The 19537-nt window shown below is 64.4% G+C and carries 17 protein-coding genes; 6 read left to right on the forward strand and 11 right to left on the reverse strand.

Annotated elements, in window-relative coordinates:
* The first annotated feature begins 53 nt into the window (after window positions 1-53).
* Window positions 54-1337 (forward strand): Glu-tRNA(Gln) amidotransferase subunit GatD, encoded by a 1284-nt coding sequence (gatD, locus tag SVXhr_RS07955; protein WP_275736682.1) that lies wholly within the window; start codon window positions 54-56, stop codon window positions 1335-1337.
* 36 nt (window positions 1338-1373) lie between these two features.
* Here gatD and SVXhr_RS07960 read toward each other — a convergent pair whose 3' ends face one another.
* From SVXhr_RS07960 to SVXhr_RS07970, 3 genes are all read right to left on the reverse strand, one after another.
* The gene (locus SVXhr_RS07960) at window positions 1374-2699 is read right to left on the reverse strand and encodes an FG-GAP repeat protein (protein WP_275736683.1); all 1326 of its coding nucleotides are present in this window, start codon (window positions 2697-2699) and stop codon (window positions 1374-1376) included.
* Between the two features lie 118 nt (window positions 2700-2817).
* The gene (locus tag SVXhr_RS07965; RefSeq protein WP_275736684.1) at window positions 2818-4449 is read right to left on the reverse strand and encodes a hypothetical protein; all 1632 of its coding nucleotides are present in this window, start codon (window positions 4447-4449) and stop codon (window positions 2818-2820) included.
* Entirely contained in the window at window positions 4446-5684 is a 1239-nt protein-coding gene (locus SVXhr_RS07970) for a TrkA C-terminal domain-containing protein (protein WP_275736685.1), read from the reverse strand. The genes SVXhr_RS07965 and SVXhr_RS07970 overlap by 4 nt, the downstream gene beginning before the upstream one ends.
* 111 nt (window positions 5685-5795) lie before the next feature.
* On the opposite strand from SVXhr_RS07970, the gene SVXhr_RS07975 reads away from it, so the two are divergent.
* Window positions 5796-6962 (forward strand): NAD-binding protein, encoded by a 1167-nt coding sequence (locus SVXhr_RS07975; RefSeq protein ID WP_275736686.1) that lies wholly within the window; start codon window positions 5796-5798, stop codon window positions 6960-6962.
* A gap of 55 nt (window positions 6963-7017) precedes the next feature.
* Here the strand turns inward: SVXhr_RS07975 and SVXhr_RS07980 are convergent, their stop codons facing one another.
* The 3 genes from SVXhr_RS07980 to SVXhr_RS07990 all read right to left on the reverse strand — a co-directional run bounded on the left by SVXhr_RS07980 (window position 7018) and on the right by SVXhr_RS07990 (window position 10251).
* Window positions 7018-8544: an HPP family protein gene (locus SVXhr_RS07980; RefSeq protein WP_275736687.1), complete on the reverse strand. Its 1527-nt coding sequence runs from the start codon at window positions 8542-8544 to the stop codon at window positions 7018-7020.
* A gap of 60 nt (window positions 8545-8604) precedes the next feature.
* Window positions 8605-9330 (reverse strand): nucleoside phosphorylase, encoded by a 726-nt coding sequence (locus SVXhr_RS07985; protein WP_275736688.1) that lies wholly within the window; start codon window positions 9328-9330, stop codon window positions 8605-8607.
* A gap of 87 nt (window positions 9331-9417) precedes the next feature.
* Window positions 9418-10251: a DUF63 family protein gene (locus SVXhr_RS07990; protein ID WP_275736689.1), complete on the reverse strand. Its 834-nt coding sequence runs from the start codon at window positions 10249-10251 to the stop codon at window positions 9418-9420.
* 147 nt (window positions 10252-10398) lie between these two features.
* Here SVXhr_RS07990 and deoC point away from each other — a divergent pair, with 147 nt between their 5' ends.
* On the forward strand, window positions 10399-11040 hold the full coding sequence (deoC, locus tag SVXhr_RS07995) for a deoxyribose-phosphate aldolase (RefSeq protein WP_275736690.1): 642 nt from the start codon (window positions 10399-10401) through the stop codon (window positions 11038-11040).
* A gap of 225 nt (window positions 11041-11265) precedes the next feature.
* Here the strand turns inward: deoC and SVXhr_RS08000 are convergent, their stop codons facing one another.
* On the reverse strand, window positions 11266-13263 hold the full coding sequence (locus SVXhr_RS08000) for a PGF-CTERM sorting domain-containing protein (RefSeq protein ID WP_275736691.1): 1998 nt from the start codon (window positions 13261-13263) through the stop codon (window positions 11266-11268).
* A 151-nt stretch (window positions 13264-13414) separates the two neighbouring features.
* Here SVXhr_RS08000 and SVXhr_RS08005 point away from each other — a divergent pair, with 151 nt between their 5' ends.
* Entirely contained in the window at window positions 13415-14689 is a 1275-nt protein-coding gene (locus tag SVXhr_RS08005; RefSeq protein ID WP_275736692.1) for a tRNA (N(6)-L-threonylcarbamoyladenosine(37)-C(2))-methylthiotransferase, read from the forward strand.
* Here the strand turns inward: SVXhr_RS08005 and amrB are convergent, their stop codons facing one another.
* The 4 genes from amrB to SVXhr_RS08025 form a co-directional block, all read right to left on the reverse strand.
* Window positions 14690-15541 (reverse strand): AmmeMemoRadiSam system protein B, encoded by an 852-nt coding sequence (gene amrB / locus SVXhr_RS08010; protein WP_275736693.1) that lies wholly within the window; start codon window positions 15539-15541, stop codon window positions 14690-14692.
* Window positions 15542-15681: 140 nt separating this feature from the next.
* Complete coding sequence (locus SVXhr_RS08015; RefSeq protein WP_275736694.1) at window positions 15682-17427, reverse strand: hypothetical protein; 1746 nt, start codon at window positions 17425-17427, stop codon at window positions 15682-15684.
* A 61-nt stretch (window positions 17428-17488) separates the two neighbouring features.
* Entirely contained in the window at window positions 17489-17665 is a 177-nt protein-coding gene (locus SVXhr_RS08020; protein WP_275736695.1) for a hypothetical protein, read from the reverse strand.
* Between the two features lie 81 nt (window positions 17666-17746).
* On the reverse strand, window positions 17747-18724 hold the full coding sequence (locus SVXhr_RS08025) for an aldo/keto reductase (protein WP_275736696.1): 978 nt from the start codon (window positions 18722-18724) through the stop codon (window positions 17747-17749).
* 115 nt (window positions 18725-18839) lie between these two features.
* On the opposite strand from SVXhr_RS08025, the gene SVXhr_RS08030 reads away from it, so the two are divergent.
* Entirely contained in the window at window positions 18840-19127 is a 288-nt protein-coding gene (locus SVXhr_RS08030; protein WP_275736697.1) for a DUF433 domain-containing protein, read from the forward strand.
* Window positions 19124-19459 carry a DUF5615 family PIN-like protein gene (locus SVXhr_RS08035; protein ID WP_275736698.1) on the forward strand — a complete coding sequence of 112 codons (336 nt, stop codon included), beginning with the start codon at window positions 19124-19126 and terminating at the stop codon, window positions 19457-19459. The genes SVXhr_RS08030 and SVXhr_RS08035 overlap by 4 nt, the downstream gene beginning before the upstream one ends.
* Window positions 19460-19537 lie beyond the last annotated feature (78 nt).

Raw genomic sequence — 19537 nt, forward strand, 5'->3', positions numbered from 1 at the left:
CTTTCCCGTGAGAGAAAGATGGTTTGAAGTCCACCGGTCCGGTAGCCCGGAGCATGAACCCAGGAGATCGCGTGGCGGTCGAGGACGGCGGCCGGACGTTCGAGGGTGTGTTACTCCCCTCCTCGGACGCGGAGACGCTCGTCGTCAAACTCCCGAATGGCTACAACGTCGGGATCGACCGGGCAGCGGCCGAAGCAGATGTCCTCGAATCGGACGTCTACGACATCGAGCCGGGGGAAGCAAGCGAGGAATCGAAAATCGAGTTCGACGAGGACCTCCCGACAATCTCGTTGATTTCGACCGGCGGCACCATCGCCTCCACCGTCGACTACCGGACCGGCGCGGTCACGGCGCAGTTCGACGCCGAGGACGTCCTCCGGGCCGTCCCCGAACTCGCCGGCCTGGCCAACTACCGTGGGCGCGTCGTCGCGAACATTCTCTCGGAGAATATGACGCCCGAGGTCTGGATCGATCTCGCCGAAGCCATCCACGAGGAGATCGAAGCCGGGGCCGACGGCGTCGTCGTCATGCACGGCACCGATACGATGCAATTCACCGCGAGTGCGATGGCGTTCATGCTGGAAACGCCAGTGCCGATTGTCTTCACCGGCAGCCAGCGATCGGCCGATCGCCCCTCCTCGGACAACGTGATGAACGCCGTCTGCGCGGTCGAGGCCGCCAAAAGTGACGCCGCGGAGGTCATGATCGCCATGCACGCCTCCGAGAGCGACGACACTTGCGCCCTCCATCGAGGCACCCGCGTCCGAAAGAACCACACCTCCCGACGCGACGCCTTCGAGACGATCGGCCGGGAGCCCCTGGGGGAAGTCGACTACGAGACGAGCGAGGACGACGCGACCTCGGACAGTCGAGCGGCCGACGGCCGCGAGATTGCGTTCAACCGGGCGTACGAGGAGCGCGGCGACACCGAACTGGCACTGCGGGCTGACCTCGAAACCGACGTCGACCTCGTGAAGTTCACGCCCGGTGCGGGTCCAGCGATGCTCGACCCCGTCGATGGATCAGCGGGCGTGGTGATCGAAGGGACCGGCCTGGGCCACGTCAACACGGACTGGATCGACCGGATCGACGCGCTGGTCGAGGACGGCACGACGGTCGTGATGACCAGCCAGTGCATCGACGGCCGGGTCTGCGATCGGGTCTACGACACCGGGCGCGATCTGCTCGACGCCGGCGTGATCGAGGGCGAGGACATGCTTCCCGGGACGGCGATGGTCAAGCTGATGTGGGTGCTGGCCAACCGCGACGACCCCGCGAGTGCGATGTGCGAACCGCTGGCCGGCGAGATCACCGACCGATCGACACCCTGGGAATAGGGAAGACGACTCGAAGCGCGTTCTGTCGTAACCTGTTTACTCGAAAACAAACGCCGCACCGGTGGGGATGCCGTTCTCCGTGGCTGCCCGATCAGCGCCGACGACGGCCGTGGTTCCGTCACCGGCGAGTGCCAGTGACCGCCCGAATCGACCGTCCGACCGGCCGCCCCCGGCGTCGAGTACCGCTCCCCGAGGCCACGATCCTCCCGACCGAGTGACGGCCTCGACAACATTCTTCCGTTCGGTACTCGGCCTGACGATGAGGGCCCTCTCGCCGTCGGCGGAGAGCGCGACGTGTGCGTTCTTCCCGGGGTTGTCCGTCTGGCCGGGTGAGAGTGTCGCCGACCGGGTCCACTCGCCGTCTACCCATTCGAAGACGGACGCCGGGCCGCCGTAGTCCCCGACGACCGCCATGGTGCCGTCACTGGAGATGCCGATCACACCGTCGCGGTACAGGAAGGTATCGTCGTCGATCGGGAGCGTCGATGCTTCGGCCCAGGACTCCTCAACGCGCTCGAAGACGGTGACCGAACCGCCCCCCTGGGAGGCGACGAAGGCTTTCGACCCATCACCTGTGAGTGCGACCGCCGATCCAACGTGGTCTGGCCCCCACCGTTCCTCGGGGGCGAACGTCGCGGCCTGGTGCCACTCGCCGCCGGATCGCTCGAAGACGAACGCCGCTCCCGGTGTCGGGCCGATCGAGTCGTTCACGGACGCGACCACGTCGTCGACGGCCGATCCAACGGAGACCGGCGGGCCGCCGCTGGTCGTACTGAAGGCGTGGTAGGGTGCGCCGGCCAGCACCGTCCCCCCGTCGGCCGAGACCGCGACGGATTCGCCGAGCGCATTGGCAAACGCTACTGACCTGTCGGTGGCGTCATCCGCCACGTCCTCGGTCAGTCTCGCCCCCTGGCTCCACTCGCCGTCGACCCGTTCGAAGACGTACACTGCCCCGGATATCTGCATCTCGCGTCGCTCGTCGAACCCACACCCGACGACGGCCGTCGTGCCGCCGGCCGACAGCGCCACGCCGGCCCCGAACGAGTGGATGTCTCGCGAGGCGTCGGGAACGAGTGTTTCAGCTTGGGTCCAGGACCCATTCTCGCGTTCGAAGACGTAGACTGCGCCCGTTTCCGTTCCACTGGAGGTGTCGGCTTGATACGCACTGACCAGAATCGTCGATCCGTCCCGGGAAACGGCGACTTCGTTGCCGAACAGGTCGTCCGCGTTGCCGTCATCGGGCCAAAGCGTCCGTCGGTTGCCAAAGGACTGGCCGGGGGCACCAATGCCGCTGCAGCCAGCAACCGCCGTGAGACTGGCTGTTCCAACGAGTTTGAGGGCGGTCCGACGGCTTGGGTTCATATTCGGAGGCAGTATTCGCCCCGTGATATTTTTTGGTGATACTTCCGGAAGACGGTAGCCATCTCCGTCGTAACGGGTGCTGGGCCACGCGAACGCTGACGCGTCCGTGCTGAGGAACTCAGGCGCGTTCGTCCCCGTTGGTTTCCGTTGTCGTCTCCCCCGTGGTCTCAGCGGTCTCCTCGGGAGCCGCATCTACTGCCTCACTCGTCTCCGCCGTCTCTTCGCTCGTCTCACCTGTCCCCTCACCAGTTTCGTCCGATTCCGTGGACGCCGGTTCCCCGTCGTCTGCAGCCTCTTCACCCGACTCACTCGATCCAGCGGGCGACTGTTCGGTCCGTCCGTCGCCATCAGCGTCCGCCGACTCGACGGACTCGGCCTCGTCTTTCTCGGCAGGTTCACCTTCCGTGTCGCTCGATCCGTTCGGCTCGTCGCGCGGATCGTCGTGGGTTTCAGTCGTCGTCTCGGCCGATCCGGTGGACGATCCCTCGGATTCGGAACTAGCATCGTCGACTGGCTGGGCGGACTCGACAGATTGGGACGCACGGACCTCGGAGATGGTGCTTGATGCGGACTCTCCCTCGCCGACGCCTTCGGCAGTGCCGGCCGCCTCCATCCGACGGATGGACTCCGGCCGGGCGATGACGTACACCGAGTCACCGCCCGAAAGCACGCGGTCGCTGGCGGGCAGTGCCTCGATGCGATCGTCCGGGCCACCGGCGTGGATCGCGACGACGGTGGCATCGAGCGCCCCGACCGGCACCCCGGCCAGCGAACTTCCCTCAGCGATCTCGACGACACCGAGAGTCTCGTCGGCTGCCCGGAGCAGTTCCGTGAGTTCGCGATCGGCCCGTTCCTCGACGGGGAGGGTGGCGAGTTTGTACCGCGCCTCGGCCGACAGCTTCGAGGCGTCGGCGGCGTCGATCGCAAGCGTGACGACCTCGCCGGCCGTCCCCCGGACCTCGGCGTTCAGGAGTCGGCGCTGTGGATCGCGCTCCCACACCTGGACGAGATCGCCGGCGCTGGCCGCATAGGCGGGATCGGCGCGGATCGCCATCGCCGCGCTCTCCGGGGGTAGCGTCGGCCCGATCCCCGCGGCACGACTCCCCAGTCCAAGGTGCGTGACAGTGCCGCCGTCGTCGATCTCGATATCGACGTGGCCGACGCGATAATCCTCGCGCAGACGACGGGTGAGTCGGTCGCGCAATGCGTCGACCGTGAGACCGCGCGGGAAGACGAACGTCTTCCCTTCGAGGGTCGCCCTGGTGTCGGCGTCGACGGGATCGTACCCCGGCACGTCCTCGATTTCGTCCGGAAGGTTGACAGTGATGACCCGACCGACAGCCCGGACGACACGACTCACCGAATCGTCGAGTGCGACCTGATCGGTCCCGCCGAGCACAGTTTTCGCCAGGTGATCGCCCACGGTGATTCCGAGCAGCGCCGCGGCCGTGCCGACCGCGAGGGCGCTCACGTTGAACATCGCAGCGCGGACGGTCAGGACGGCGGCCCCACCCGTTGGGCCCACGACCTGTCCGAGTGCTGTCATAGCATTGAGCAGTAGGGCGACCGCGCCAAGAGCGATGAGAACGGCCGGCGGGTTCGAGACGCGCTCACGGGCGTACCAGCGGTACGCGATCGCGACGCCGCCGGCTACCGACGCGGCGACGACAGCGAGCCCGCCGATTTCGGCGGCCGCTTCCAACACGGTGCTCGCCCTGGCGCTGATCTGCAACGGACGGGCGGGTATCACGCTACCACCGCCCCGAGACTGTCGAGTCCGTCACGCGTTCCGACGACGTACAGCTCCGTCCCTGGTTCAATCGAGCGAGTCCCCGGCGGGTCGAACTCCCACCCACTCCCGTCCCGGACGGCCAGCACGACGACGCCAAACCGGTCCCGGAGGCCGGCCGACCCGAGCGTCCCCCCCGCGAGTTCGCCGCCCGCCCGGACGGTCAGGCGGCGAAACCGCTTGCCTGCTCGCCGAAGCAACGAGATTAGCGCGTACTCCCGGCGAGTGCCCCGCGCTTCGACGATGATCGTCGCCCGGTCCGACCGGAGCAGCGCTTCGGCGTCGGTCCGACCGACAGCGACGGTTACCTGGCCGTCACCGCCGGTCGTCGTCGGTGCACGGACCGATTTGGCGGGCTGTTGCTCCGGTCCGGAAGCCGATTCCACCGGTTGCTCCGGCGAGTCCGCCGGGCGGGGCGGGCCACTGTCGTCGTGGGAAGAGCGGGCACTCAGGACCGTCCCGCGGACCTGTGCGTCGGCCGTCGCGACCGTCACCACGTCCCCGCGGGCGAGACCGGTCGGAACCAGCGCGTCGACGGAGACGGCGCGTTTGCCTGACTCGACGCGCTTGGAAAGCCCCGAGAACGGCGGTGCGGCCGCGACGGTCGCCCGGCCGCGCTTGTCGATCGTGACCGAGACGTCACCCAGGGCAAATTCGTTGGTGAGTCGCTCCGCCAGCCTGGTCTCCAATTCGGGCAGGTCGAGGTCGGCCGGGAACGTCCACTCGCCGGCCCGTATCTCCGCCCGGAGATCGTCCGGCAGCGGGGGGTAGCCTTCCACGTCGGCCACCTCACCGGTCACCCGCACGCGGACCTCGTTGCTGCCGACGGATTCGATCAGATCGAGAGCGAGCGTCCGTTCACCGAGGTTCCGAAGCGAGAGCTTCCGCGGCATTGCCGCGCCGAGTTGGTCGCCCTTGCTGTGGGCGTACAGCACCATCATCATGATTACCAGCAGGGCGAGGAGGATCGTCGGCGCATTGGCCGACCCCGTGATCGAGGGGTCCGCAAGTGCGAGCAACCCGCCGTTGACGCCAGCCAACGCGACCCCGAGGACGACCACACCGAACCCCGGCAGCGTGACACCGGTGAGATATTTGAACAGGAACCCGAGTACCCAGGCGACCAGCGCCGGGATGATGCCGGTAAGCACGCCCAGGTAGACGCCAAAGAGCAGGGCAACTGGTAGCGATGGCATGTGCGCTGATGGACGGCCCTCGCTCAAATCAGTACCGGCGATCACCCTCACCACCTGGCATGCTCCCGCCGTCCCGGCAGACTTTACTCCCGGCCTGCGGTGTGTGCGACTATGGACGAGATTCGGGATTGGTTGGGCTCAAGGCCGGCGATCTATCTGACGTCAGTCGTAGCCGTCCTGTCGGTCGCGACGGGGCTCGTACACGTCGGCTCAGCGTCGGTCTCGGGTCCTCTCGCGGAGATAATCCCGTCGACGCTTCAGCAGACTGCCGGATTTACCGGATCACTGACCGGCTTTCTCATGTTGGCGTCGGTCTTTGGCCTTCGGCGACGACTTCGGATCGCGTGGTTCTCGACGGTTGTCCTGTTGCCGGTGACAGCTTTCCAGGGACTCGTGCAGTCCTCAGTCGTCTCGATGCCGCTGGTCGTCCTCTCGGTACTGTCGGTCCCGACTGTCCTGTTGAGTTACCGGCGGTTCGACCGGAAGATCGACCTCTCGCTCTCACAGCTTGCGGCACTGGCCGCGCTCGTCGGAACGATGACCTACGGCACTGTCGGCACCTATGCGTTGCGCGAGGAGTTCGCACAGGTCGAGACACTCACGGACGCGCTGTACTACACGGTCGTGACCGCGTCGACTGTCGGCTATGGCGACGTGATCCCGTCCAGTTCCGACGGCACTCGACTGTTCGCGCTGTCAGTCGTCGTTCTCGGGACGGCGTCGTTCGCGCTCGCCCTCGGCTCGCTGATCGGCCCGATGATCCAGGCCCGGTTTGCACGCGCACTCGGCACTATGACACGCACACAACTCGACCAGCTCGAGGATCACGTCCTCGTGCTGGGGTACGGCGACCTCACGGAACCGATCCTCGAAGAACTTCAGTCCGAGACGGCCTTTATCGTCGTCACGCCCGACGACGACGCGGCAACCGCACTCGGCAATCGGGACATCAATGCGATCGTTGGCGATCCCAGCGACGACGAACCCCTTCAGCGGGCCGGCATCGATCGCGCCCGCGCGGTGCTGGTGGCAACCAACGACGACGCCCAGGATGCTCTCGCGATCCTGACCGCGAGACAACTCAATCCCGAAGCCCGGATCGTCGCCGCCGCGACTGACCGCGCAAACATCGAGAAACTCCGGCGAGCGGGGGCCGACTCGGTCATCAGCCCGGCAGTCATCGGCGGGCATCTTCTGGTCCAGTCGGCCATGGGCGGGGACGGTATGGAATCGATCGCCGACCGACTGCTCGCGGTCAAGGACGAAAACGATCTCTGAGATACAGGGGGTCGGGACCGGCCCCAACCACGGCATTCCGATCAGTGACGGAGCGCTAACGGTCGTCGACGTAATTCCGATCGACGATCGCGACATCAGTCGCTACGTCTTCGAGGCGTTCGAAGGTCGGCGGCGAGACGAACCGCGAGGTCGTACTCCGGTCCTGACTTGAGCCGATGATGACCAGATCGTATCCCGGCGCGTTCTCCGTGAGAAACGACTGGAGATCCTCGGCCGCAACCCGGGTTTCGATCCGACCGGTAAACGTCTCGACGAGGTCGGCGAGCAATTCCTCGGCCTGGCGACGTTGTTGGGCTGCGGTAATACAGTGACACACGCTGACGTGACCGGTCCGTCCAGCGAGCCGCGTCGCGAAGTCGATCATGCTGTGGGCAACGCCTTTCGTCCGGACCGGGACGAGGATTCGCTTCCAGCGGGTGCGACCCTCGTGAGATCGATGGACCAGCACGTCGATATCACCAACGAACAGCTGTTTGATCGTCGGCGACAGCCCGCCGTGGCGTTCCTGGTACGGGACGGCGATCAAGTCACAGTTTGCCTGCTTGGCAGTGCGGGAGATCGTATCTGCAGGTGAGTCACCGTCGGCGGCGACGATCACGTCACATGGTACGCCAACCTTCGTCTCGATACGGGCAGCATCGGTTTCGAGACGGTCCGCCGCGGCCGAGACGGCATGTTTCTCCGCAATATCGTCGAGCGTCGCTGCATCGAAATCGGCCGCTTCGAGATCATCCCGATCCGCTTGAGTCAGCGACGCATCGCCCGCGTTCGCCAGCCAGTCCGCATCGCCGCTGTAGGTCGCGTCAGTGTCGATGAGTTCGCGCTCGACGCTGGCGACCGCTTCGTCGTCGACGATGTCGAGCAGGACGACTTTGCCGGCGTCGTGGGCCCCAGCGAGTCGAGCGGCGAGCATCGCCGTCGCGTCGGCCTCCTCACAGAGCAACGGAACGAGCACGCGATCGTCGCCGCGGATCGAATCGTAGAGCAACTCCGCCCGGTTTTCGTAGACGCCACGACGCCAGGCAACGAAGACACCGGCGACGATCGTCGACGACACGAAGACGCTCAGGACGTACTCGATCTGTGCCGTCCCGGTGACGTGAACGAGCAGCGCCGTCGAATACGCCGATGCCTCGCGCAGGTTTAACGCCCACGTGACGGCCCCGGTCAGAAAGAGGCCAAGCGCAACCGCCCCACCGTGAACCTGATACTGTCCCGGTGGGACCTGATACCAGTACCGGGCCGTCACGGCGAGTGCGATCCACCCACAGAGTGCGCCGGCGGTCAGCCCGCCGATGAACCGGCGTGGGGAGGACGCGGGGCTTTCCGGGTTCGTGAACAGCGAGTACGACCCGGAGGCCAGCGGCGGGAACAGCAGATACGGGAGAATCCCGAGAAAGTTCGAGAGCCACGTCACGACACCCATCAACAGCGGGATCGCAACGAGGACCGAAAGGTGGACGAGATTCCGGGTGTGCTCGACCCAGCGGCGAAACGCGCCGGCTCGATAGCGCATGCGCCGACGCAATCTGCGGTAGGCAGCCCCCGACCGTCCACTCATGTGACTCGGCTATTCGAGCCGTGCATGAAAACTCCCCCGATTCCGTCAGCACCGACTGGGTTACAGTTCCGTCACGGCCGTGAGCGCGATCTCGATCATTCGTTCGACGTTATCGTGTGCTTTCGCCGGCAGTTCGTCGTCCTCGGTTTCGCCCTTCTGGGTCCCCTCGACCAGATTCCCGTCGACGGTGCAGATCGCGCCCGAGCGAAGTCCCTTCCGACGCGCCAGCGAGAAAATCGAGGCCGCTTCCATCTCGACGGCGAGCAAGCCAGCGGCTTCCCAGTCGGTGACGGCCGAGTCGTCCTCCGCGTAAAAGGCATCGTCTGTCACGATCGGCCCGACGTGGACCGGCTCGTCGCGTCGTCTGGCCGCCTCAACCAGCGTCGACACCACCTCGTGGTCCGGGACGGCCGGAATCGTCGCCGACTCGTAGCGTTTCGTGGTCCCTTCGTCCTTGGCCGCGCCGGTTGCGACGATCACGTCGCCGATCTCGATGTCGGACTGGAGTGCGCCGGTCGTCCCCACGCGCAGGAACGTCTCGACGCCGACGGCCGCGAGTTCCTCGATGGCAACTGCCGCCGACGGACTCCCGATCCCGGTCGAACAGATCGCCAGTTCCCGGCCCTCGTAGGTCGCGGTGACGATCCGGTATTCGCGGTTGTGCGTCACCGTTTCGACGTTCTCACAGTGGTCGGCGATGCGATCGACGCGGCCCGGATCACCGGGAAGTAACACGACGTCGGGCAGGTCGCCCTCCTCGACGAGCAAGTGCGGTTGTTTCGCCATGCGTGTGGCTGTGATCGCGGGGACTAAAACAGTTGAGAACTGCCATCACTCCGCGCCGTCGCCCCCGTCACGACGATCGCCACCGGATTATCCCAGCGTGAACAGCACGAAGTTGTTCACCGCCGGTCCGAGCCCGACAGCCGTGATGACAACGAAAAAGAGGCTGCCGTAGGTCGGTTCCTCCTCAACGTAGTCGGCAAACGTGACGACAACGAACGTCGCGATGAGTACCTTCACGACGAGAAACAGCCATCCGGAGCCGATGTATGCGGCTGTCGGCAGCGAGCCGGCGAAATCCATGATCGCCGCCGGGATCGGCGTTCGCTCAGTCGATCCCAGGATGTCGTAGCCGATCATCGTGATCACACCGTCGAACGTGTGGGCGAAGACGACGGCCGCGCCGGCGATCCCCGTCCGAGCGACCGCCCCGGTCCAACGGAGACTTACCAGGAAGTACGTGACTGCCGTCACCGCAAGCGAGATTACGAACGCGAGGGTCGGCCACATCGGCGAGAACTCGACCGCCGGAGCGATCCCCTGCCAGACCATCGCGCCGAGGAAGACGATCAAGACACCGAGACCAGCCGCCCCGAGATACGTCCCGACGCGACCGAGATTGCCGGTGGCTGTCCCGAGGAGGATCAACAGCAGCCAGACAGTCGCCACCAGGACGTAGGTCGTCACGTACACTGTCGGAGCTGAAAACAGCGGCGCGACCCACGCCGGGTACAGTCCCGGCACCTGATAGAACCCGTGTGTGATCCCCCCGATCGCCATCCACGGAAGCAACGCAACGACGTGTCGTTTCCCCACCGGCGGCTCGAACCCAAACAAAAGCAGTGTCGTCAGCAGCGCCCCCAGCCCGAGTACCACCAGATACGGCAGCCCCGGAGCGACCAGCCCGCTTGGAAGAATTGCCATATGTTGGTTTACTTAGGCATCCATGGAAAACGTTCCGGTCTTGGGAAACCGACGCTCCATTGTCGTGGATCGAGTTCGCCAGTCCGGTGGACCCACGACGGAAATGAGACAGTTGACCTTTATGTCCTCCGGGTTCCTCCCAGAGGTATGCTCCCGGAAGACGTTCCCGCACGAATCGAACACACCGTGCTCGGCCCGGAAACGACACCAGCTGCCGTCATCGACGTGCTCGATGACGCGATCGAGTACGGGATGGCTGCCTGCGTCCCGCCGTGTTACGTCGCCCAGGCGGGTACATACGCACCCGAGGTCAGACTCGCGACTGTCGTCGGGTTCCCCCATGGACAGCATGCGTCGTCGGTCAAAGCGGCCGAGGCAGCCCAGGCCGGCGACGACGGTGCCGACGAACTCGACATGGTCTGTAACATCGGGCAGCTCAAAGCCGGCGAAGACGAGCTCGTGAGGACGGACATTGCGGAAGTCGTCGCGGCCACGTCGCTGCCAGTCAAAGTCATCGTCGAAGCACCGCTGTTGACTGACGCCGAACTCGACCGCGTCGGGCAACTGACCGCTGAAGCTGGCGCTGACTTTCTCAAGACATCGACCGGATTCAACGGCGGTGCGACAGTGGCCGATGTCGAGCGGCTGAGTCGGTATCTTCCGGTCAAGGCCAGCGGCGGGATCGGCTCCTGGGAGAAAGCAAAGGCGATGTTCGAGGCCGGGGCTGAACGGATCGGAGCCTCACGCGGCGCGACGATCGTCGACGAATACAGACAATCCGAGTCGTAAACTACGCCACCCTACTCGCGTCGCCCTTCCGACTGGCGTCGGAAGTCCTCGCTCTCTTCTCACGGGCGCGAAGCGCCCGTTCGAACGGTCAAGAGGGACCTCCGGTCCCTCACGACTTGAGGCCGGAGGCTCCGCCTCGAAATTGCTGACACGCGGGGCGAAGCTACTCATTTCTCATCACAGCTGACGGTTCGGATAAATGACGCGAGAAAATCGAGGGCGTCGTCAGTGACGACGCAAGCCGATCATCGCCACGGCGAGCGTGGCGACCACGGCGACGACGACGCCGAACCCGGGACCAGTCGAGGTGGTCGTCTCGGTGGGTTCGTCGGTCGTCTCAGTATCGTCCTCGCTCGATTGGTCGGTCGGTTCATCGGTGGACGACGACTCACTCGTCTCGTCGTCGGTCATCTCATCGTCGGATTGCTGGGCGTCGTCGTTTGCTACCGGCAGCGCCATACTCGTCTCGGCCGAGGAGTCCGGGACCGTGACGGACTGTGTCTCGGTGTCCCATTCTCCCGGCAGGTAGATGTTCGTCTCGTCGGAGATCATCTCGTGTTCCCGGAGCGTGGTTTTGTCGGGACTGTCAGACTCGACGACGTTCTCCAGTCGGACGTACGTCGTTGCACTGTCGCCTTCCGCATCGACGTAGATCTGTTCCATCGAGCCGGCGTCCATTTGTTCGTCCATCAGGCTCGTCAGCGCCGAGAGGTTGCCGAATTCGGCGTGTCCATCCATAGCCACGGCGGTCTCGTTAACCGAGGCGTCGAGGCGCGAGCCAACGAAGTCAGCCGCGTTGAGTCGCGCGAACGGGTTGATGTCAGGCGTCCCTGCGACGGAGGAAGACTGTTCGAAACTCCGTTCGAGGCTCTGGAGGGTCTGTCCGTACATGTCCTCGCGCTGGACGAGGAACGACCCGTTCATGACCACCTGATCGGCCTCCGTGGCTGCGTCGAAGGCGAACCGCTGGGTGCCGACCGCCGGCAGGTCACGGGCATCCCGTTCGGCGACGTACGCCTGCCAGTTGTCGGTCCGCTGTTCCATCGAGGCATCCGCCTGGATGGCTCCGTCAGTCGTCGTCGAAACGGCGATATCCCACGATCCAGTCTGTGAGTAGTTCGCCGATTGCATGGCTGCGAACTGCGCTTCGAGACGATCCGACTGGTTGGCGATCATGCCACTATCGTCGGTGGCCTCCATGACATCCATGTACGCGAGCATGAGCTGGTCGTAGCCGTCGACAGCCACGTCCCAGCTTGCGGATCCGGATCCCTGATTGACGTCAACTGAAACCGAGACTCGGTCGATCGAGACGTCGTCAAGTTCGACGTCGAGGTCGTTCATCGAGTCGCCGAACTGTGGGCTCTCGGACAGGGACTCCGCAAGCCCCTGCTGGAGGAATTGGTGGATCCCCTGGAGTTCGACGGTGTATTCGACATCGAGATGTCCGCCGTCCTCGGTCGACTCGAAGTCATACGCGTCCATCGTGAGATTGCTGGACCCATTGACCATCTGTGCGACCATCGAGAACTGCCCCTCGAGGGACTCGGTGGCCTTCTCGCGAGTGTTCCACTGCTCGGCCGCGAACGAGCTGACGTTGTAGGACTGGCTGGCTTCCAGCACGTGTCCCTTCTCGGTCGCCCGCAGGTCGAACGAATGCTCCTGGGCGTCCATGCCGAGCGCGGCCGACCAATTGGCACTCCCCTGCATCTCGAGGGCCGAACCGCTCGTTGTGGCCGTGCCAGTGGTCGTGAACTCGTCGAACAGCATCGTGAGGGCACTGGAGTCCTCGGGGAGGGCAACGGTCGCTTCGAGGTCCATGTCGCTGCGGGAGTTCTCGGCATTGGTGGTGCTTTCGATGGTCGCATCAAGCGACTGGAGGTTCTCGGGCCGTGGCATCGCGAGCGAGCCCGACGCGTTGACTTGTGACTTGTTGGCGGCCATCGCGAACTCGCCCGTCACGTTTGTCTCGACTGGTTCGTGGTAACTGCCATACACCAGTCCCTCCGTGACGTTCATCCCGAGTTCACCGGTGCCCGCGGCACCCTCACTCTGAGAGACGACGATCACGCTGCCATCGTCAGTGACGTATGCCCCATCCGCAGTGTCTGTCTCGTTCGTTATCGGTACGCCTGGATCCCCATTGTCCGCAGCCGCGACGGCTGTGCCGGCGAGGACACACGCCGCGACCACTATCAGGACGGCAAGGTTTCTCTTCGTCATCGTTGCGCCTAGGTGTACTGTAATCGGCCCAATAATTGTTACGACACGATACCTGTCGAGAAACAACGCGTGAACAAGTACCACGAGATGGGTGTCTGAGACCACCGCTTTCGCCGTGCTTTTGCCTCCCGGACCGTAGTGACACCTACGGATGGCCCGCTATCACATCGAGACGTACGGGTGTACGTCAAACCGCGGCGAGAGCCAGGCGATCGAGCGCCGGCTCCGCCAGGGCGGCCACTACCCCGTCGACAGTCCCGCGCGGGCCGACGTCGCGATCCTCAACACCTGTACCGTCGTCGAGAAGACCGAACGGAACATGCTCCGACGGGCAGCGGAACTCGACGAGGGGACGCCCGGGGATCTCGTCGTCACCGGCTGTATGGCGCTCGCCCAGGGCGAGGCGTTCGACGATGCCGACGTGGACGCCGAGATTCTCCACTGGGACGAGGTCCCCGAGTACGTCCGCAACGGCGAGTGTCCGACGGCGACACCGGATACCGACGCCGTGCTCGACGACGTGACTGGCATCTTGCCGATCGCCAGGGGCTGTCTCTCGGATTGTTCGTATTGCATCACCAAGCAGGCCACCGGCACGATCGACTCCCCGCCGGTGGCGACGAACGTCCAGAAGGCCCGTGAACTCCTCGCGGCCGGCGCGCGCGAGATCCGGATCACGGGCCAGGACACCGGCGTCTACGGCCTCGAAAACGGCGAGCGAAAGCTCCCGGAGCTCCTCACCCGCATCTGTGAGCTCCCGGGCGAGTTCCGCGTCCGAGTCGGCATGGCGAACCCGAAAGGCGTCTACGGCATGCACGAGGAACTCGCCGATGTCTTCGCAGCCCACGACGAACTCTACAACTTCCTGCACGCGCCGGTCCAGTCGGGCAGCGACGATGTCCTCACTGACATGCGCCGCCGTCACCGGACGCCGGAGTTCGAGGAGATCGTCGCGGCCTTCGACGACCGCCTTGACTACTGGACGCTCGCGACAGACTTCATCGTCGGCTTCCCGACCGAAACCGACGCGGACTTCCAGCAGTCGCTGGAGCTCCTTCAGGAAGTCGAACCCGAGAAGGTCAACGTGACGCGTTTCTCGAAGCGTCCAGGGACGGACGCCGCCGAGCTGGACGGCCTCGGCGGGACGATCAAGAAAGAGCGGTCCTCGGCGATGACCGATCTGAAGATGGACGTCGTCGGCGCGGCCCACGATGCGATGGTCGGCGAGGAGCACACGGTGTTGCTGACCCAGGACGGCACCGAGGACTCACTGGTTGGCTACGACGAAGCCCACCGTCAGGTCGCCATCCCTGAGGCAGAATCGATGGGGCTGGAGTTGGGGGACTTCGTCGACATCGAGATCACCGGCCACAACACCGTCTATGCGCTCGGCGAGCCGATCCGCGCCGTCGCGAAGACGGCCTGATCAGGCTGCCTCGCTGGCCCCGTCACGGACGGCGACCGACGCGTATCCGACTACTTCGTCTCGCGAACCGGCGGTGTCGCCGCTGGTGGCGTGTGCGAGGACGTCGACCTGACTGTCCGCACCACTCGCCCACAGCATCGCGGCGATCGCCCCGTAGCCACAGACCGACAGTCCCTCGCGTTCGACGGTCTCGATCAGCCCCGCCGGATCGGTCGCGTCGATCCGATCCAGCGCCAGTTCGTCGCGGTCGATCGCCACCTCGTGTGGCTCGTAGTGGGTGAAGTCACTCGAAGCGATAACGACCGCCCCCTCGCCGGCATGTGTTTCGAGGACGTCACCGAGTGCTTGGGCCACGTCGGCGTCCTGTCGTCGGAGGGAGATCGGGAGCACCGCCAAATCGTCGTAGAGGTGTTGCAGGAAGGGGAGTTGGACTTCAGCGGCGTGCTCGCTCGCGTGAGCACGGTCATCAAGACTTGCGTCGGTCTCGGCGACAATTCGATCGCGGAGTCCTTTGTCGATCGGAACTGAGCCAAGCGGCGTTCGCCACTCGTCGTCGCCGGGAACGGCAACGGCCGCGCCGACGCCCGTGTGGTTCGGCCCGACGATGACGACCGTCTCGGGCGTTCCGGACTCGGCGAGTGCCGCGTAACTGTGGGCGGCGACGGGACCGGAGAACGGCAGGCCGGCGTGTGGCGCGACGACTCCGGCGATGTCGGGCGAGCCCGCCGCCGGCGTCGGTACCGATCCGGGACCGATCTCGTGGGCGAATGCTGCTTTGACCTGCTTGCGGAGCGACGGCTCGTCGCCGGCGTAGAACCGTCCGGCGACCGCGGGTTGGCGGGTGCTAGCCATCTCGCTCACCTCCGACCGGTCCGTCGAAACAATGCGTCGCTGTAATGGTGGTGTACGGGCGAGCCATACGAGACAGTACGACCGCCAGTAGTTCAACGTTGAGGGGGATCCCCCGATCTCGCGACAGATTGGGACAGCGTTCAGGGGCTGGTTTCGTTCGCGGCGCGCTCGTCGTCGGGCGCGACGATCTGGGTGTCCTGGCCGCGTTCGACCGGGATACGATCGACGATGTCGCCGTTCTCGTCGGTGATGAGGACGTAATAGAGGATGTTCTCGTCGTCCGGTGCCGGTTCGACATCGGTCCCGTTCTCGCCGGGTGTGAGGTCGCTATCGTCGATGTCGCCACGGAGGAACTCCCGGATCGCCGCGTCATCATTGAGTTCGATCGCATTGTTGGCATCGGCGTTGACGAAGACGCTACGGGTCACATCTGTGAAGTCGACCGGCGCGACCTTGATGTGCCACCAGAGGTCGCCGTCGACAGTCACCGGTACTGGCTCAGTGACCACGAAGTTATCTCCCCAACCAGTCTGGGAGTCTGCGTTCCGGGCCATTCCCATCGCTTTTTCTGGCCCCGTCAGCGTCTCCTCGTCGGTGCCGAAGTAGGTGTACTCCCCGGTGTCGGCGTCGGCGAACCACACCTCGTCGAGGCCGCGGGTGTCCTCGCCGTAGGGTTCCATGGCCGTGACGTAGGACATCTGCTCGCCCTCGAGATCGATCACGAACGGCTGTTCGTTGTCGGCACCCTCCGGCAGATGAGCGACCTCAATTTGTCCCTCGTGTGCGCCGATGACCGGCATCTGGTTGATGATCCCTTCGCGGTAGCCGAGCGAACCCGTCTCCGAGCGCGTCAACGTCATCGGATAGAGGCGCTGGCCATCGAGAATCTCGTTCGCCTGTGCCTCCTCGGGCGAGAGGTGCTCGATGGTCCCGTCGGGATGGACCAGGGCCCCGCCGTTCCACTTCGGCGTCGTGTGCGGGAACGGAAGGAGGTGCCACTCGTGGCCCGTCTTCGGATAGTAGAGGTACGGCGTGCCGTCGTGGCTGAACTCGACGGCATCGTCGTTGTACTTCGAGAAGAACCCGCCGAGTTTGACGTTCCACCGTGCCGAACGGTGCAGCCACATCCCCTCGCCGTACGTGAAGTCTTCTTCGTAGACGTTGATCTGTTGGGCGTCCATCGACGTCATGTTGGCGACGAGGACGCCGCGTTGGTTGTCCAGTAGCTTGTTCCGGGCGCCGTCCGGTTCGATGGGATAGGACCACGCCAGCGAGCCGTCTTCCTGTCTGGCGATGTCGCTCGTCCCGAGACGGTGCGTTCGGTAGGACACCGACCCGCGGGTCGTCACGTCCGAGACTTCACGCGGAATAACACGCGGGTTGTTCGCATTGGCCTGTGGGAACTCCTGAACCTCGGTCGCGTCGGCCATCGTCTGCTGGGCCAGGGTCCGCTGTTCGAGCGCGCCCGCCGGCACGCTTGCGAGGATCGAGAGGACGAACAGCACGCTGAGGACAGCCCCCAAAATCCGAAGTTTTCGCATCGCCGATCCACCACCCACGACGATCCCGTCGACTGACGTCTGGTCGTCCTCGAACAGCATCGAGACAAGGTTCGATTCTCGTTTCTCACGTTCGAGTCGCCAGGGCGGGTAAAACCACAGTGTCAGCGCCGTGATGGTGCCACCGCCAATCAGGACCAGTCCGGAGGGGGAAAACAGCGCGGCGTAGACCACACCGTGGACCAACGGCCGAACCAGGAATACGATTCCCACGACGATCGCCAGTATCACGATTCGCTTTCCCAGGAAGTACGGCAGCGGGGATCCGGACGACGGGGCATCCACGTCGGACCCATCGTCGTCACCGGAGATGTCGATTTCAGCCATGTATGGGGGGTCGGCCGGTTCGATTAAATACTATGGGTTGTCCGGATCGTCGAGTCCTTCCTTACCGCGATTTCGATTCCTCCCGTCGAAGGCGCGGCGGTTCGGTCTCATCTGAGAGAAAGATGCTGTCGGCGTCGGGGTCGAAGTACACTTCGAGCGCGCGAAGTGCGCCGGCGTACGCCGAAATCATGATGAAGGCGAACACGAACACGGCAGGCAGGACAAGTTGGAGGACCATACCATCAATAGGGACCCTCGTTCCCGAAAACCTTGATATTTCGGCCGCGGCCGAACGCCGTCATCTCACGCCTCGAAACGATTACTCGTGACCGGAAACCGGAACTGGCTCGTACGGTTCTTCCAGATAGGCCTGATCGGATTCGCTGAGGTCGATCTCCAGGGCTTCGACGGCGTCTTCGAGGTGCTCGACGCTCGTCGTGCCGACGATCGGCGCGTCGACGGCGTCCTGATGGAGGAGCCACGCCAGCGCGATCTGGGCCATCGTCACGCCGTAGTCGGCAGCGAGTTCGGCGACGCGTTCGTTGATCTCCCGCCCACCACCCTCGAAGTAGGGGTGCTCGCGGGCGTAGTCGTCGGTCTCGCCGCGCGTCGTGGCGTCGAATTCCTCGTGTGGCCTGGTGAGATAGCCACGCGCCAGCGGACTCCACGGGATCACGCCTATCCCCTCGCGTTCACAGAGGGGCAGCATCTCGCGTTCCTCCTCCCGATATAGCAGGTTGTAGTGGTTCTGCATCGTCTGGAAGCGCTCGAGTCCCTCGCGCTCGCTGGTCGCCAAGGCGTCGGCGAACTGGTGGGCCCACATCGAGGAGGTGCCGACGTGACGGGCCTGCCCGCGGCGGACGGCATCGTCCAGCGCCCCGAGCGTCTCCTCGATCGGCGTGTCGTAGTCCCAGCGGTGGGTCTGGTAGAGGTCGACCGTCTCCATGCCCAAGCGATCCAGGGAGTTGGCCAGTTCCTGCTCGATGGCCTTCCGGGAGAGTCCGCCCGAGTTCGGGTTGTCGTCGTCCATCTGGAAGAAGCCCTTCGTGGCGACGACCTGCTCGTCGCGGTCGTAGTCGGCCAGCACGTTCCCGAGGACACGCTCGGATTCGCCCAGCGAGTACATGTTGGCCGTGTCGAAGAAGTTGATTCCAAGGTCGATCGCGCGCTCGATGATTTCCAGACTCTCCTCCTCGTCGAGGACCCACTCGCGCCAGTCGCTGCTCCCGAAGCTCATGCAGCCCAGACAGATCCGGCTGACCTCCATGCCAGTGGAGCCGAGGGTCGTGTACTCCATGGCCGGGGCAGGTCCGGCGAAGACAAAAGGGTTCGGCCGGTGGAGCCCGGGTGACAGTCGACTGAGACAGCTTCCCGACCAGAGTTTATTAGCGATCACGGCCTACTGGGATGTAATGAGCGAAATCGTCTCGACAGCTGACGTGCTCGGCGGTGCTCCCCGGATCGAGGGGAGACGCATTGGCGTCCATCACATCGCCAAACGGGTCATTGACGCCGGTGAGTCCACGGAACAGGTCGCTGCTGATTACGACCTTGACATCGCTGATGTCCACCGCGCTCTCGTCTATTATTACGACCATCCGGACGAAATGCGTACGGTGCAGACGGAGTCTGTCTCGGACGATCTCACTATCGTTCGCGGCCCGGACGATCTCGACGAAGAGGCACAGCAACAGGCATGAGGGTGCTGGCTGACGAACACATTCCGCCAGCGTACGTTTCTGCGCTCCGGGGCGAAGGACACGATGTCGTGACCGTCGGTGACGAGATTGAACTGGGTGCAGAGGATACGACGCTGTTGGCATATGCCCGTGAGACAGATCGAGTAATCTTGAGTGAAGACACAGACTTCCGGGGAGTCGATCCTGAACTCAAGGTCAGTGACCATCCCGGCGTCCTCGCGTGTGACACGGCCGCGACGCCAGGAGAGATTGCTACAGCAGTTCGGCGGATCGAGGGGTTTGCCGACGATCTCATGGACACTGTCTTTTTCGTGCCAGGCAATTGGCTGTGAATGTGTTCAGTTCTCCATTGGGATCTACAGTGAAATTCGGCCAGGGATTTGTATATTTGACCGAGGCCAAATTATTTG

Origin of the sequence: Halorhabdus sp. SVX81, from assembly GCF_029207715.1 — an archaeon.
GTDB lineage: Archaea > Halobacteriota > Halobacteria > Halobacteriales > Haloarculaceae > Halorhabdus.

Excerpts from the sequence above, each read along its gene's own strand:
- gatD (WP_275736682.1), top strand. The coding sequence starts at position 54 with ATGAACCCAGGAGATCGCGTGGCGGTCGAGGACGGCGGCCGGACGTTC.
- SVXhr_RS07960 (WP_275736683.1), bottom strand. The coding sequence starts at position 2,699 with ATGAACCCAAGCCGTCGGACCGCCCTCAAACTCGTTGGAACAGCCAGT.
- SVXhr_RS07970 (WP_275736685.1), bottom strand. The coding sequence starts at position 5,684 with ATGCCATCGCTACCAGTTGCCCTGCTCTTTGGCGTCTACCTGGGCGTG.
- SVXhr_RS07975 (WP_275736686.1), top strand. The coding sequence starts at position 5,796 with ATGGACGAGATTCGGGATTGGTTGGGCTCAAGGCCGGCGATCTATCTG.
- SVXhr_RS07980 (WP_275736687.1), bottom strand. The coding sequence starts at position 8,544 with ATGAGTGGACGGTCGGGGGCTGCCTACCGCAGATTGCGTCGGCGCATG.
- SVXhr_RS07985 (WP_275736688.1), bottom strand. The coding sequence starts at position 9,330 with ATGGCGAAACAACCGCACTTGCTCGTCGAGGAGGGCGACCTGCCCGAC.
- SVXhr_RS07990 (WP_275736689.1), bottom strand. The coding sequence starts at position 10,251 with ATGGCAATTCTTCCAAGCGGGCTGGTCGCTCCGGGGCTGCCGTATCTG.
- deoC (WP_275736690.1), top strand. The coding sequence starts at position 10,399 with ATGCTCCCGGAAGACGTTCCCGCACGAATCGAACACACCGTGCTCGGC.
- SVXhr_RS08000 (WP_275736691.1), bottom strand. The coding sequence starts at position 13,263 with ATGACGAAGAGAAACCTTGCCGTCCTGATAGTGGTCGCGGCGTGTGTC.
- SVXhr_RS08005 (WP_275736692.1), top strand. The coding sequence starts at position 13,415 with ATGGCCCGCTATCACATCGAGACGTACGGGTGTACGTCAAACCGCGGC.
- amrB (WP_275736693.1), bottom strand. The coding sequence starts at position 15,541 with ATGGCTAGCACCCGCCAACCCGCGGTCGCCGGACGGTTCTACGCCGGC.
- SVXhr_RS08015 (WP_275736694.1), bottom strand. The coding sequence starts at position 17,427 with ATGGCTGAAATCGACATCTCCGGTGACGACGATGGGTCCGACGTGGAT.
- SVXhr_RS08020 (WP_275736695.1), bottom strand. The coding sequence starts at position 17,665 with ATGGTCCTCCAACTTGTCCTGCCTGCCGTGTTCGTGTTCGCCTTCATC.
- SVXhr_RS08025 (WP_275736696.1), bottom strand. The coding sequence starts at position 18,724 with ATGGAGTACACGACCCTCGGCTCCACTGGCATGGAGGTCAGCCGGATC.
- SVXhr_RS08030 (WP_275736697.1), top strand. The coding sequence starts at position 18,840 with ATGAGCGAAATCGTCTCGACAGCTGACGTGCTCGGCGGTGCTCCCCGG.
- SVXhr_RS08035 (WP_275736698.1), top strand. The coding sequence starts at position 19,124 with ATGAGGGTGCTGGCTGACGAACACATTCCGCCAGCGTACGTTTCTGCG.